This is a genomic window from Flavobacterium pectinovorum (genome assembly GCF_006438875.1).
Taxonomy (GTDB): domain Bacteria; phylum Bacteroidota; class Bacteroidia; order Flavobacteriales; family Flavobacteriaceae; genus Flavobacterium; species Flavobacterium pectinovorum_A.
On the sequence record NZ_RCZH01000017.1, the window covers coordinates 74589 to 88618 of the forward strand.

Below are 14030 nucleotides of genomic sequence, written 5' to 3' on the forward strand. Positions count from 1 at the left end.
AACCAAATCGAATCTATTTAAAATTAAAACCTAAAAAAAAGTATTATGGCATTATTAAGTAAAAAAGCAATGAATTTCGCTTATGGTATGGGAGCGGCAGTAGTAATTATTGGAGCATTATTCAAAATTACTCACTTTGAAATTGGACCATTAACAGGAACATTGATGCTTTCAGTTGGATTAGTAACAGAAGCGTTAATCTTTGCACTTTCTGCTTTTGAACCAGTAGATGATGAGTTAGATTGGACTCTTGTTTACCCAGAATTAGCTAACGGTCAAGCTAGAAAAAAAGCGGATAAAGTTGAAACTCCATCTGATGCCCAAGGATTATTGTCTCAAAAATTAGACACTATGTTGAAAGAAGCTAAAATTGACGGTGAATTAATGTCAAGTTTAGGAAACTCAATCAAAAATTTCGAAGGAGCTGCAAAAGCAATTTCTCCAACAGTAGATTCTATTGCAGGACAAAAGAAATATGCTGAAGAAATGTCTATGGCTGCTGCACAAATGGAATCATTAAACAGCTTGTACAAAGTACAATTAGAAAGTGCTTCAAGAAATGCACAAGCAAACAGTGAAATCGCTGATAATGCTAATAAATTGAAAGAACAAATGCAATCAATGACTGCAAACATTGCTTCTTTGAACAGTGTTTACGGTGGTATGCTTTCTGCAATGAGTAACAAAGGATAATTAGTTTTTAACTATTGTATTAAATTTATTAATAAGAACTAATTAGAAAAAAATGGCAGGAGGAAAATTAACCCCTAGACAGAAGATGATTAACCTGATGTATCTGGTTTTCATCGCAATGTTAGCAATGAATATGTCAAAAGAAGTTTTATCAGCTTTTGGCTTAATGAATGAAAAATTTGAAAGCGCTAATACCTCTTCAGAACAAACAAATGTTGGTTTATTGACATCTTTAGATCAAAAAGCCGCTGAAGCAAAAGGAGAATTCGCAACTGCTGCAGTTACAGCTCATAAAGTAGAAACAATTTCAAAAGAATTTTACGCATACATCGGATCTTTAAAAGGTGATGTTTTAAAAGGATTTGAAACTGATAAAGAAACTGGAAAATTACCTTACGAGTCTATGGACAAAGGTGATAATATCGACAACTGGTTTACTGGTGAAGGATATACTGCAAAAGGAAAAGATATCATTTCTCATATTGAAAAATATAAAGCAGATATGAAAGCTGCTTTGGCTGATAAGAATAATAAATATGGTACTATTATCTCTGAAGTTGAAAAGAAATTTGATGTTTCAGACGTAAAAAATAAAGAAGGTTTAAAAGATAAATATTTAGCTTACCACTTTAAAGGTTTTCCAGCTGTTGCTTCATTAGCTAAACTTTCAGCTTGGCAAAATGACGTTCAAAAAGCAGAATCTGATGTTTACAGTGCTGCTTTAGGAAAAGCTGCAGTTGCTGCTGCTTCATATAGCAACTACCAAGCAATTGTTGTTTTAGATAAAAATGCTTACTTCCAAGGAGAAAAAGTTACAGGTAAGGTAGTTTTAGGTCGTTATGACGAAAATACAAAACCAACTTCATTCCAAGGTCCTGGACAAATTGTTAACGGACAGGCTGTTATTTCATTAACTGCTGGAGCTGTTGGAGAGCAAAATATTAATGGTCAATTTACTTTCTTAGAAGATGGTAAAAATATCCCTCTTAAATTTGCTGGAAAATATATTGTAGTACCAAGACCAAATTCTGCTACAATTTCTGCAGACAAAATGAATGTGGTTTATAGAGGTGTTGTTAACCCAATCTCTGTATCATTCGCTGGTGTTGCTGATAATAAAGTTGTTGCTAGTGCTCCGGGATTATCTTCAGCTGGTAAAGCAGGAAAATATAACATGAATCCGGGTTCTGGTAATGAAGCTACAATCGCTGTTACAGGTACATTACCAAACGGAGATAAAGTTACAGATAAGAAAACATTCAGAATTAAAGGTATTCCTGGACCAACGGGTACAATTAGAGGAGAACCGGGTGTTGTTAAAGGACCTAGATCTAACTTAGAAATTGCTACTATTGGAGCTAAATTAATGGACTTTGATTTTGAAGTTGGTTTAGATGTTGTTGGATTTAATTTAAAAATTGCAGGACAGCCTACAGTTGTTGTTACTGGAAATAAATTGAATGCGCAATGTAAAACAGTACTTTCAAGAGCAGGTAAAGGAGACCAGGTTACTATTTCTGAAATTAAAACTAAACTTGTTGGAGCTGGTAGTTATTTATTGCCAAGAACTGCTCCGGTAATTTACGAAATCCAATAATAAAGTAGGTAAAACTACGCTCAATATCTCATAATGATATCATGATGAAAGTAAGAAATTTTTTAATAGCTATTGTTTCTATCGCTGGAAGTTTTGCTTCTAATGCGCAATCTAATTTGCTTAATGCGAAAACACCTGCTCAGATAGGACTTAAGACTCCTGCGCAACTTATCTCAGACAACGATAAGCCATTGGCTTATGGTTATGTAGATGATAGAGATGTCTTGATGGGAAAAACTACTTGGGAGATTATTGATTTGAATGAAAAAATCAACTTTCCAATGTATTTCCCTGTAGATACAGCTAATATTGGTTCAGACAGACGTTCATTATACGACGTTTTGACGAAAGCCGTTAGAAACGGTAAAATAACTGAAGTGTATAGCGACAGTTATTTCAATACTAAAAAATCTATGAAAGACATCGAAGGTGCATTATCACGTATTGACACAACAGATGCAGGTAGAGAATTGATCAACCAATATCCTGATGACTACAAAACTCACGTTGTGAAGAAAAAAGTAGTTACAGGTACAGGTAAAAAGAAAGTTGTTACTTATGTTGATGAAACAGTTGGTGCAACAAGAACAGTTCCTTCTGAGTATATCTTGAAACAAGATCTTACTGCAGCAGATGTTACACAATATAAAATTAAAGGATACTGGTATTTTGACAAACGCCAAAGTGAATTGAAATATCGTTTACTTGGAATTTGTCCTGTAACTCCAGACGTATACACTATGAATAGTGACGAAAAGGATTATATTGAGTTATTCTGGGTTTTCTTCCCTAATGCGAGAGAAGCATTACATGAAGCAAAAGCTTTTAACGATAGTAATTCAGCACTTCCGATTTCATTTGATCAAATACTAAACTCAAGACGTTTCAATTCAGAAATCTACAAAGAAGAAAACTTGTATGGAGACAGAGCAATTAGTGATTACATGAAAGATAACGCTCAAAATCAGTTATTAGAATCTGAAAGAGTAAAAGAGAAGATTCGTAACTTCGAACAAGATATGTGGAACTACTAAGTATCTAAAAAACATAATACAAGAAGCCCTTGCTAGAAATAGTAAGGGCTTTTTTTTGTCATTATTTGAACCTGGAAATCAAATTAGTTAAGGTTTACATTATGATTGAATAGGAACTTCTTTGAGCAGATAATTTTAAGTCCTGAGATTTTTCAATATTCGCATAATAATTTTTGTAGCTTAAATATTATTGGGCGGAAATAATGTTGTATATTAGATGGTTGATAGTTAGTAAATTAGCTTTTGTCACGAAAGTGATATACCTATATTACGATAACAGAAATACAAGTCTTTTGATAAGTAGAGTATTCCCAAATTTAGAATCTTTAATTAATTGTAAGAAAAATAACAATATACTGAATTAATCTGCGTTTAATATGTTTAATGATATCATGATGAAAGTAAGAAATTTTTTGATGGTTATTTTTTGTGCAACGGGAATTTTAGCCTCACATGCACAATCGAATTTGCTTAACGCAAAAACTGCTGACCAAATTGGGCAAAAGAATGCTGCTCAGCTCATTGCAGACAATGATAAACCATTGGCTTATGGTTATATTGATGACAGAGATGTTTTGATGGGGAAGACGGTTTGGGAAATCATTGATTTGAATGAAAAAATCAACTTTCCTTTTTATTTTCCTGTAGACACAGCTAATATTGGTTCTGATAGGCGCTCACTTTATGATGTTTTAACCAAAGCAATGAGAACTGGCAGAATTACTGAAGTTTATTCTGATAGTTATTTTAATACAAAAAAAACATTGAAAGATATTCAGGGTTCCTTGTCGCGTATTGATACAACAGATGCCGGTAGAGAACTAATTAATCAGTATCCGGATGACTATAAAACACATGTTGTCAAGAAAAAAGTGGTGACCGGAACAGGTAAGAAAAAAGTGGTTACTTATGTTGATCAAACAGTGGGCGCAACAAGAACAGTTCCTGCAGAATATATCCTGAAACAAGATTTAACTGCGGCCGATGTGACACAATATAAAATTAAGGGTTATTGGTATTTTGATAAGCGTCAGGGTGATTTGAAATATCGCTTGTTAGGAATTTGTCCTGTGACTCCGGATGTTTATACAATGAATAGTGACGAAAAGGATTATATTGAGTTATTTTGGGTCTTTTTCCCCAATGCTCGGGAAGTACTAAACGAAGCAAATGCTTTTAATGATAGTAATTCGGCACGTCCAATTTCATTTGATCAGATTTTAAACTCACGACGTTTTAACTCTATTATTTATAAAGAGGAGAATATGTATGGAGATCGTGAGATTAAAGATTATATGAAGAATAACGCACAAGATCAGTTGTTAGAATCCGAAAGGGTAAAAGAAAAGATTCGCAATTTCGAAGAAGATATGTGGAACTACTAACAATCCAAATTACATTATAACAAAAACTCTTGCTACCTTTGTAGCAGGAGTTTTTATTTTATTACCTTATATACATGCTTGATTATATAATTGTCGGATCTGGACTGGCTGGGATTTCATTTGCCGAAATTGCCCTTAAAAACGATAAATCTATTTTAGTTATAGATGATAGATCTCAAAATTCATCCAGAGTTGCAGGAGGTTTATATAATCCCGTAATTTTAAAGCGTTTTAGCGAAGTTTGGAAAGCCGAAGAGCAATTGGTAGTAATGGAAGAATTCTACAATAATATTGAAGCTAAATTGCAAACCAAAGTTAATTTTAAGCTTCCTATTTTGAGAAAATTTTTCTCAATCGAAGAACAGAATAATTGGTTTTCTGCTTCTGACAAACCTCTTTTGGCTCCGTTTCTTTCTACAAAATTAACTTTCAAAAAATATTTCGGCATAGATTCTCCTTTTGATTATGGAGAAGTTTTGCACACAGGTTATGTAGATACAAACCTGTTGTTAGATAAATATCAGGAGTATTTAATCCAAAACAAATTACTACTTCAGGAATCGTTTGATTATTCCGAAATAGATATTCAGGATGATTATGTTCAATATAAAGAGCATAAGGCCAAAAATATAATCTTTGCAGAAGGTTTTGGATTGCATGCTAATCCTTTTTTTCAGGATTTACCGCTTGATGGAACCAAAGGTGAACTGTTAATTATAAAAGCACCAAAACTTGATTTAGATATAATTGTAAATACCAGTGTTTTTATTCTGCCATTAGGCAACGATTTATTCAAAGTTGGCGCAACATACAATTGGAAAGACAAAACGGATTTGCCAACAGAAGAAGGTAAAGCCGAGTTAGTGGATCGTATTAAAGAAATTATCAATTGCGACTTCGAGATTGTTTCTCATTTTGGAGGAGTTCGTCCAACAGTTCGTGACAGACGGCCAATTATTGGGACGCACAATCAGTACAAAAGATTACATTTATTAAACGGCTTAGGTACGCGGGGAGTTATGCTCGGACCGGCTATGGCAAAAGATTTATTTGATTTTATCGAGAATAAAACAGCATTGGATCCAACGATTGATATCAACCGATTTTATAAAAAAAGAAAGTAACTTTATTTCTTTCCGGCTTTCGGATCATAAGAAACAAACATATTAATGTATAAATTTCTCGAAAGACGTAAAACAAACGGAAACAAAATAACTAAAGAGATAACAATTGTCAAAAACGATTGCTCAATAGTAGTTTTAAAAAAGACAAACGAAACAATAAATGCAGCAATTCCTACTGCGACATTTAAACCATAACTTACATACATTGCACCATAAAAGAAAGAAGGTTCGATTTGATATTTTAATCCACAATGGCTGCAATTTTCGTTCATTTTTAGAACTTTAGACAAATGAAGCGGATTTTTGTCCGAATACATGCTTTCATTTTGGCATTTTGGACAACTTCCTGTTAAAATACTATTTAGTTTGGATCCTTTTTTTAACATTTGCAAAAAATTAAATTACCCATTGAATTGGGAGTGTAAATTTACACAATCAATTAGTTATAAAATAACAATACATGCTTAATATACATAATTTATCGGTTTCTTTTGGAGGTACATATTTATTCGAAGAAGTTACTTTTCGTTTAGGTGCCGGAGATCGAGTTGGACTTGTCGGAAAAAATGGTGCTGGAAAATCAACTATGCTAAAAATGTTAGCGGGAGATTTTGCTCCTGACTCTGGAGTTATTTCTCAGGAGAAAGATATGCGAATGGGATTTTTACGTCAGGATATCGATTTTGAACAAGGAAGAACTGTATTGGAAGAAGCTTATGAAGCTTTTACTGAAATTAAGATTGTAGAAAAAAAGTTAGAACAAATCAATCATCAATTGGTTACCAGAACCGATTATGAGAGTGAAGAATACAGTCAAATCATTGAAGATTTATCTGATTACACGCATCGTTTTGACCTTTTAGGAGGTTATAATTATGTGGGAGATACAGAGAAAATTCTTTTAGGATTAGGTTTTAAAAGAGAAGTTTTCAATAACCAAACCGAAACTTTTTCCGGAGGTTGGAGAATGCGTATCGAGTTGGCAAAACTATTATTGCAATCCAATGATGTATTGCTTCTGGATGAGCCAACGAATCACCTTGATATCGAGAGTATTATTTGGTTGGAGAGTTTCTTGCGTAATTATCCCGGAGTTGTGGTGATTGTATCGCACGATAAAATGTTCCTTGATAATGTTACGAATCGAACGATTGAAATCTCATTAGGAAAAGCATATGATTTTAATAAACCATATTCTCAATATTTAGAATTGCGTCATGAAATTCGTGAGAAGCAATTAGCGACTCAAAAGAATCAGGCTAAAAAGATTGAAGAAACAGAAAAATTAATCGAGAAATTCCGTGCAAAAGCCTCAAAAGCTTCGATGGCGCAATCATTGATTAAAAAATTAGATAAAGTAGAACGAATTGAAGTTGATGAAGACGACAATTCAGTAATGAATATATCTTTTCCGGTTTCAAAAGAACCAGGAAGAGTAGTAGTTGAAGCCGAGCATGTAACTAAAGCTTACGGCGACAAAGTTATTTTAAAAGATATTGATTTATTGGTCGAACGCGGAAGTAAAATTGCTTTTGTAGGACAAAATGGACAAGGAAAATCGACTTTTATTAAAGCAATTGTAAACGAGTTTGAATATCAGGGAAATATCAAATTAGGACACAATGTTCAATTAGGATATTTTGCTCAAAATCAGGCTGAATATTTGGACGGCGAGATTACATTGCTTCAAACGATGGAAGATGCCGCAATGGACACGAACCGCTCTAAAGTTCGTGACATGTTGGGATCATTTTTATTCCGCGGAGACGATGTGGAGAAAAAAGTAAAAGTACTTTCAGGAGGAGAACGTAACCGTTTAGCACTTTGTAAGTTGTTGTTGCAGCCCATCAATGTTTTGCTAATGGATGAGCCTACGAATCACTTGGATATTAAATCTAAAAACGTTCTGAAAGCCGCACTTCAAAAATTTGGAGGAACATTATTATTGGTTTCTCACGATAGAGATTTCCTTCAGGGAATGTCGAATATTGTTTATGAATTCAAAGATCAAAAGATCAAAGAATATTTAGGAGATATCAATTATTTCTTAGAACAGCGCAATCTTGAAAACATGCGTGAAGTCGAGAAAAAAGACGTTGCAAAAGCTGCTGCTCCAAAAGAAAGCAATAAAACATCCTACGAAGATCAGAAAAAGGGTAAAGCATTACAAAATAAATTAAGCAAAGTCGAAAGTCAAATCAAGCAATTAGAAAGAGACATTCAGCACGACGACAAATTGTTGGCTTCTAGTTATGATAAACATATTGAAGATGCTTCATTCTTTACAGCATATAAGAAAAAGAAAAAAGATTTAGATCAATTACTTCTGGACTGGGAAATCGTTCAGGAAGAAATTGATAATTTTAGTGCTTAATATTTTAGCTACAGTTTCAGTTTTCAATATATATACCTTTATCAAAATTTCGAATTTTGATAAAGGTTTTTTTGTGATTTTCAGGAGCTACTTCCAGCTTTCCGTTTCATCCCGATAGCTATCGGGACACCAAAAAAACTATTTTTCTAAGCCATAAAACGAGCTTCCATTGGTCGCTGTTTTCTGGCAAGAAAAATTAGTTTTTTTAGTTCCGGGCTTTCCTCTTCAATCTGGGCTAGAAAAAGAAGTTTCAAGTTCTTTTTGTTTCAGGTTTACGTAAAGTTTATCATCTCGACCGAAGGGAGAGATCACACTAGAAATGCCACATACAAAATCGCCAATCTTTGTCGAGTTTCGCGTGTGATCTCTCCCTTCGGTCGAGATGACAAGATTGGGTTTATGATTGTCAAGAACGTATTAATCCCGAAGCTTCGCGATTAATACGTTGAACGCACAGTAACCGCAATATTGAGATTACTTCGTTCCCCGCAATGCACAAAGCGAAAAAAAATCCGCGAAAACCAGTTAAAATCCGTCTCATCCGCGTGCCAATATCATCAGCATTCAATTCACATCCCACATTTCACAAGAAAAACTAAATAAGTCCAATAGATTTTGAATGCATAATCGCTTCACTACTATGTTTAAAATAACAAACAGAAACATCTAAATTTTCCAGATTTTTCATAATAGTTATAGTTGCATTTTTTTGATGTTTTCCGGTTTGCCTGATATAAACGGCTTTTACCGTTACCGGAAATATTTTGCAGATTCGCTCATACAAAATAGGATCGTGCTGTGAATCGTCTCCTAATAAAACATACTTCAGATTGGGATAAAACTCTAAAACGTGTTTTATTTTATCAAACTTATGATCGTGATTTCCACGCCCACTCATAAAAAAATCGGTGATGCCTCTTTTAATATCTTTCAGTAAAATAACCGCCCTTGGTAAATGATGTATTTTAGTAAATTTCACAATAAACTGATACAAATTCCATTCGCTGCTCGAAATATAAAAAAAAGCATTTTCTTCTTCTTTATTATTTCGTCCTGCAGAGCTCAAAGCCTGATAATGTGGAACAACATCTTTAAAAACTTTGCGATCATTTACATTTTTAAACAACAGAATGTAGATTTTCTTAAAGAAATTTTGAGTGTGCGAAATCAAAAAAGTATCATCAATATCCGATATAATTCCTAGTTTTCCTTTGTGAGGTCTTATAAAACTGCCTTTTTCAGTTATCGTTTCCGTTCCATGTTTAATACTGACTTCGTATTCGATCCAACCAAAATGAGTTTCTTTTTCCAGCGGAATGCAAAATTTAAAATAGCCGTCATCCAGTGTTTTAGTGTGAATTTCCTGATTGTTGCATTTTAAATAAATATCAAAATTTTTAAGCGTTTTTATTCTATATTGATTGATAATTGAAGTGGCATTTTTAAAGTTTTTCTTCTGAAAATCATAATCATACGTTCTTTTAAAAACGTGCCCCATTACAATTAGTTCTTCCTCATTGGCATAACCTCGATATAATTGTAAAATTGGTTTCATTAATTACGTATATTTATAGATGACGATGTAAATTAATTATTTTAATTGATTTTAAAAATAAAATTTTGAAAAAGAATATCATATTTGTTGTAAATCCTATTTCGGGCGACCTGGATAAATCGGATCTAATTGATGCAGTACAAGAGTTTGCGACAACAAATCATTTTAATCTGGAAGTTTATGAAACTGTGGGTAAAAATGATCAGAAAAAAATAGAAGCACTTTATAATCAATATTTACCGGAACGGATTGTTGTAGCTGGCGGTGACGGAACTATAAAAATGGTTGCCGAAGCTATGGAGCAATACGATGTAATTCTAGGTATTTTGCCTGCAGGTTCAGCAAATGGATTGTCTGTCGATCTAAATTTGCCGCCAACAATCGAGGAGAACCTAAAAATTGCCTTTTTACACCATTATATCGAAATGGATATGATTTGTATCAACGGCAAAAAGAGCATTCATTTAAGCGATATTGGAGTCAATGCAAACTTGGTAAAAAATTACGAAGAAAGTAATTTACGAGGTTTTTGGGGTTATGCATTACAAGCATATTCAGCATTAAAAGAATCCGAAGAACCTTTTGTAGCTACAATTTCGGCTAATAATGAAACTGTCGAACATATGGCAAGAATGATTGTAATCGCTAATTCTCAAAAATACGGAACAGGTGTTATTATCAATCCAAATGGCGCAATGAATGATGGAAAATTCGAATTGGTTATTTTAAAAAACCTGGATTTGTTATTAATTGGAAAAATTATCACCGGAAATATGCCAATTGATTCTGATGATATTGTGATTATTTCGACAGATAAAGCGACAATAAAAACAGATTATCCTGTAAACTTTCAAATTGATGGCGAATATTGCGGTGCACAAACTGATTTAGAAATTCATATTTTGCATAAACAAATGAAAATTGCGGTTCCTTGATTAAATAACTCCAATCTTGTCATTTCGACCGAAGAGAGAAATCACACACGAAACTCCGTTCTTATGATCGTCAATCTTTGTCGAGCTACTTTATGTGATTTCTCCCTTCGGTCGAAATGACACAAAATGGGCTGACCAATCTTTGTCGAGCTACTTTATGTGATTTCTTCCTTCGGTCGAAATGACACAAAAAATGGGCTGACCAATCTTTGTCGAGCTACTTTATGTGATTTCTCCCTTCGGTTGAAATGACACAAAATGGGCTGACCAATCTTTGTCGAGCTACTTTATGTGATTTCTCCCTTCGGTCGAAATGAAACAAAATGGTCTGACCAATCTTTATCGAGCTACTTGAGATGACACTGATTCGGGGTATTTTGTGTGATGTTTTTTTTATTTTAAACTAAATTATTAAGATAATTACTTAAACGGATTTCTTTCTTGCCAATCGGTTTTGGGTTCAAGATAATTGAATAGTTTGGCAATGTTATGGTTGATCAACGTATTGCTGTGTGTAATTAATCCGTACATTTTTACAGGTTTTGCTCCCACGGAACTTTTAATTTCAAGAGCCGTTCTGGCGAAAACAATTTCAGAGAAACCTTGATTGATCGAGTAAGCAATCATGTCGTACAACATATTTAAATACAGCATCTTTTCGCGTTGAATGGTTTCATCATAGCCTAAAAAATAAGTATCCATTACATTTCTGTTTTTGATTAATGTATTGAAGCCTATTAGTTTATCCTCTAAGAAATACCCGTAAAACAAGAAATTATCTTTCATGATTTCTTTAAAAAAACTAAAGTGATTTCGAGCTAAGAAAAAAGTATTAAAAGGTGCATTTTTGGCTACATGAAAATACAAATCATAAATAACATCTTCGTATTTTTTAATGTCGGCAAGAGACATTTTTTGTTTTAATATTCCGTCAGATTTTTTTCGGGCACGTTTGTATTGATCCCTATATTTTTTTGATAAAGCATCAATATAATCTTGTTCCGCTGTCCAGTTTTTATTGATTTCAAAAATCATATTAGGCTGAGTCGAAAACGTATAATTGTTTTTGAATTCGGCTTGTAAAGGCTCGATTTCTTTTGCGGTAAAATCTTTTATACTGGTAATATGAACTTTTTTCCCACTCGCTTTCAAATCTTTTTTAAGCTGATTAATTGCTTTGTGAAGTGTTTTTATCACTTTAGGCAGATTCGCTTCTTTATCAAAAGCAAAGGCATTTTGACCTGTAAGCATGTTGTTGCCAACAAATAACACATGTGAAGCAAAATTTTTGAAAGCAAAATTGCGTACAGAAGTCTTTAAACACTGATCGCGTTCTCCAAAGGATTCCAGTTTTTCGGCAAATAAAAATTGAGTTATGACGATTCCGGCTAGTTTATCTTCGTTGAAAATTCCGATAAAATGACAAATCATATTTACGGGAGAAGAGTTCTCCAATACTTCAAGATATTCTCTGGTCAAAAAAATATTATCTACAGCCAGCGAATTCCATTCTAAAGGCAGTAAAGACGTGCTGTTGTAAATTTGGAAAGAATAAGTTGTATTCAAAAGAGTGTGCTAATTTCTTCAAAATTAGGTAATATTTATAATAACTCGGGTTGTTTAAGCTATTATTAAGAAAAACCCGTTTGATTTTGATTTCAAACGGGTTGCTATTTTTGTTCTTTATGCAAATCCGCAAATAATTCCTCCCATTAAAGTAAGAGAAACAATCCAGAATCCTGCGTGAATAAAGATATATTTCCATGATTTTCGCTCAAATAATCCATTAATTCCAATTACAGGAAAAGCAAAAAATAAACCCGCCATAAAGCCATGAAGCGATCCATGTTTAAAAGTGCGATATGCCGTTCCGTAATCTGCCATAAAAGCTGCAAATGAAGGTTTTGCGCTATCAACCAAAGGCGGTCCGCCTACCATTCCGAGAGCTCCGGTTTGATGTATGGTTACTGACATCAGGATTATGGTAATCATTAAAGAGAAAACATACGTAAGACCGAAAATTTTAAGCATGTTTCCTGTTCGAAGCTGTTCCTGAGTGAGATTGTTTTCTCTCATCCAGATTGTTCCGAACACTTTTGGGTTGTACCAGATAAAACCAACTACAAGTGTTACAACAGCTGCTAATAGCAATGCAATAGGGTTAATTTCCATAATATGAGGTTTTTAGGATTAGTTGGTCAAATTTAATCAAAAAAATACAATTTTTTGAAATTTATAAAAAGTAAATAAATACCTGTTAATTAATTACTTATTAACACTTTATCGACATTATATGCTTTATATCTGTGAATTGCATATTTTAGCACAGATAACAAAACCCCCAAATCTGTTATGAAATGCCTAACAACTCTTTTATTAATATTCATTTTTTCGATGAATATTTTTGCAGATACAGTTTCTGATAAAGAAAAAGAAGCCTTAATAAAATTATACCATTCGACAAATGGAGCACAGTGGAAAATTAAGTGGGATTTATCACTTTCAGTTTCAACGTGGTACGGAGTTCAGGTCGAAAATGGAAAGGTAACGGCTCTTAATTTAGCCGACAATAATCTGGAAGGAGAATTACCTGCTGAATTTTTTGATTTAGTGAATTTGACCACAGTTGATTTGCACAAAAATAAATTACAAGGTCAACTACCAAGTGCCATTAATAATTTTAAAGAACTTGAAGTTTTAGATGTTTCGGTGAATCAAATTTCGGGAGCAATACCGGAAACTATTTGCGAGTTGCAAAAGCTTAGAGATTTAGAACTTTTCAAGAACAAAATCTCGGGAGAATTACCTGTCGAGATTGGAAAATTAAATCAATTGGAAGTTCTGTCATTATTTGATAATGAGATTGAAGGACAATTACCAAATTCAATTTATAAGATACCCGCACTGAAGGTTTTGCTTTTAAACAGCAATAAACTATCAGGGAATTTAAGCGCAGAAGTGATAAATTTTAATGCTTTACAAAATCTTAGTTTGTTTGATAACGATTTTGAAGGTGAAATTCCGAAAGAGCTTGAAAAATTACATCATTTGTCTGAAATGAATCTTTCATACAATAAATTTGCCGGAGGAGTATCAAAAAACTTAGCATTATTGGATGCTTTAAATATGACGATGTTCGATCAAAACGGGAATCTGTTTTTGTTGGAACTAAATGCTGAAAAAGATACCAGAGTTATTATCGAAAATTAATCGTGCTTAGGAATGATTTTTTATAATCGTTCATAAAGTTGATAAAATATATTTAGTTAATTATGAAAACAGTAATTCGTTACGGTTTTTTTATGCAGTGATATTTCGATATCAATAGAAGGG

Annotated in this window: 12 protein-coding genes; 8 read left to right on the forward strand and 4 right to left on the reverse strand. The window is 33.3% G+C overall.

Going from position 1 to position 14030, the window contains the following annotated elements; translation table 11 throughout:
* The first annotated feature begins 45 nt into the window (after positions 1 to 45).
* The 5 genes from gldL to EAH81_RS21400 all read left to right on the forward strand — a co-directional run bounded on the left by gldL (position 46) and on the right by EAH81_RS21400 (position 5833).
* Positions 46 to 693 carry a gliding motility protein GldL gene (gldL, locus tag EAH81_RS21380; RefSeq protein ID WP_140511042.1) on the forward strand — a complete coding sequence of 216 codons (648 nt, stop codon included), beginning with the start codon at positions 46 to 48 and terminating at the stop codon, positions 691 to 693.
* 52 nt (positions 694 to 745) lie between these two features.
* Complete coding sequence (gene gldM, locus EAH81_RS21385; protein WP_140511043.1) at positions 746 to 2290, forward strand: gliding motility protein GldM; 1545 nt, start codon at positions 746 to 748, stop codon at positions 2288 to 2290.
* A 44-nt stretch (positions 2291 to 2334) separates the two neighbouring features.
* Positions 2335 to 3324, forward strand: coding sequence for a gliding motility protein GldN (gene gldN, locus EAH81_RS21390; protein ID WP_140511084.1), 990 nt, complete (start codon positions 2335 to 2337; stop codon positions 3322 to 3324).
* Between the two features lie 395 nt (positions 3325 to 3719).
* Positions 3720 to 4709, forward strand: coding sequence for a gliding motility protein GldN (gene gldN, locus EAH81_RS21395; protein WP_140511085.1), 990 nt, complete (start codon positions 3720 to 3722; stop codon positions 4707 to 4709).
* Between the two features lie 74 nt (positions 4710 to 4783).
* Complete coding sequence (locus EAH81_RS21400) at positions 4784 to 5833, forward strand: NAD(P)/FAD-dependent oxidoreductase (protein WP_140511044.1); 1050 nt, start codon at positions 4784 to 4786, stop codon at positions 5831 to 5833.
* 2 nt (positions 5834 to 5835) lie between these two features.
* Here the strand turns inward: EAH81_RS21400 and EAH81_RS21405 are convergent, their stop codons facing one another.
* Positions 5836 to 6219 carry a DUF983 domain-containing protein gene (locus EAH81_RS21405; RefSeq protein ID WP_140511045.1) on the reverse strand — a complete coding sequence of 128 codons (384 nt, stop codon included), beginning with the start codon at positions 6217 to 6219 and terminating at the stop codon, positions 5836 to 5838.
* Positions 6220 to 6293: 74 nt separating this feature from the next.
* Between EAH81_RS21405 and EAH81_RS21410 the strand changes: the two genes are divergently transcribed.
* Positions 6294 to 8207 carry an ABC-F family ATP-binding cassette domain-containing protein gene (locus EAH81_RS21410; RefSeq protein ID WP_140511046.1) on the forward strand — a complete coding sequence of 638 codons (1914 nt, stop codon included), beginning with the start codon at positions 6294 to 6296 and terminating at the stop codon, positions 8205 to 8207.
* A gap of 595 nt (positions 8208 to 8802) precedes the next feature.
* Here the strand turns inward: EAH81_RS21410 and EAH81_RS21415 are convergent.
* Complete coding sequence (locus tag EAH81_RS21415; protein WP_140511047.1) at positions 8803 to 9762, reverse strand: App1 family protein; 960 nt, start codon at positions 9760 to 9762, stop codon at positions 8803 to 8805.
* A gap of 65 nt (positions 9763 to 9827) precedes the next feature.
* On the opposite strand from EAH81_RS21415, the gene EAH81_RS21420 reads away from it, so the two are divergent.
* Positions 9828 to 10697, forward strand: coding sequence for a diacylglycerol/lipid kinase family protein (locus tag EAH81_RS21420; protein WP_140511048.1), 870 nt, complete (start codon positions 9828 to 9830; stop codon positions 10695 to 10697).
* A 420-nt stretch (positions 10698 to 11117) separates the two neighbouring features.
* Here the strand turns inward: EAH81_RS21420 and EAH81_RS21425 are convergent, their stop codons facing one another.
* Positions 11118 to 12263 (reverse strand): peptidogalycan biosysnthesis protein, encoded by a 1146-nt coding sequence (locus EAH81_RS21425; RefSeq protein WP_140511049.1) that lies wholly within the window; start codon positions 12261 to 12263, stop codon positions 11118 to 11120.
* A gap of 117 nt (positions 12264 to 12380) precedes the next feature.
* Positions 12381 to 12869: a DUF1761 domain-containing protein gene (locus tag EAH81_RS21430; RefSeq protein ID WP_140511050.1), complete on the reverse strand. Its 489-nt coding sequence runs from the start codon at positions 12867 to 12869 to the stop codon at positions 12381 to 12383.
* Between the two features lie 222 nt (positions 12870 to 13091).
* Between EAH81_RS21430 and EAH81_RS21435 the strand changes: the two genes are divergently transcribed.
* On the forward strand, positions 13092 to 13907 hold the full coding sequence (locus tag EAH81_RS21435) for a Two component regulator three Y domain protein (protein WP_241676614.1): 816 nt from the start codon (positions 13092 to 13094) through the stop codon (positions 13905 to 13907).
* Positions 13908 to 14030: the final 123 nt, after the last annotated feature.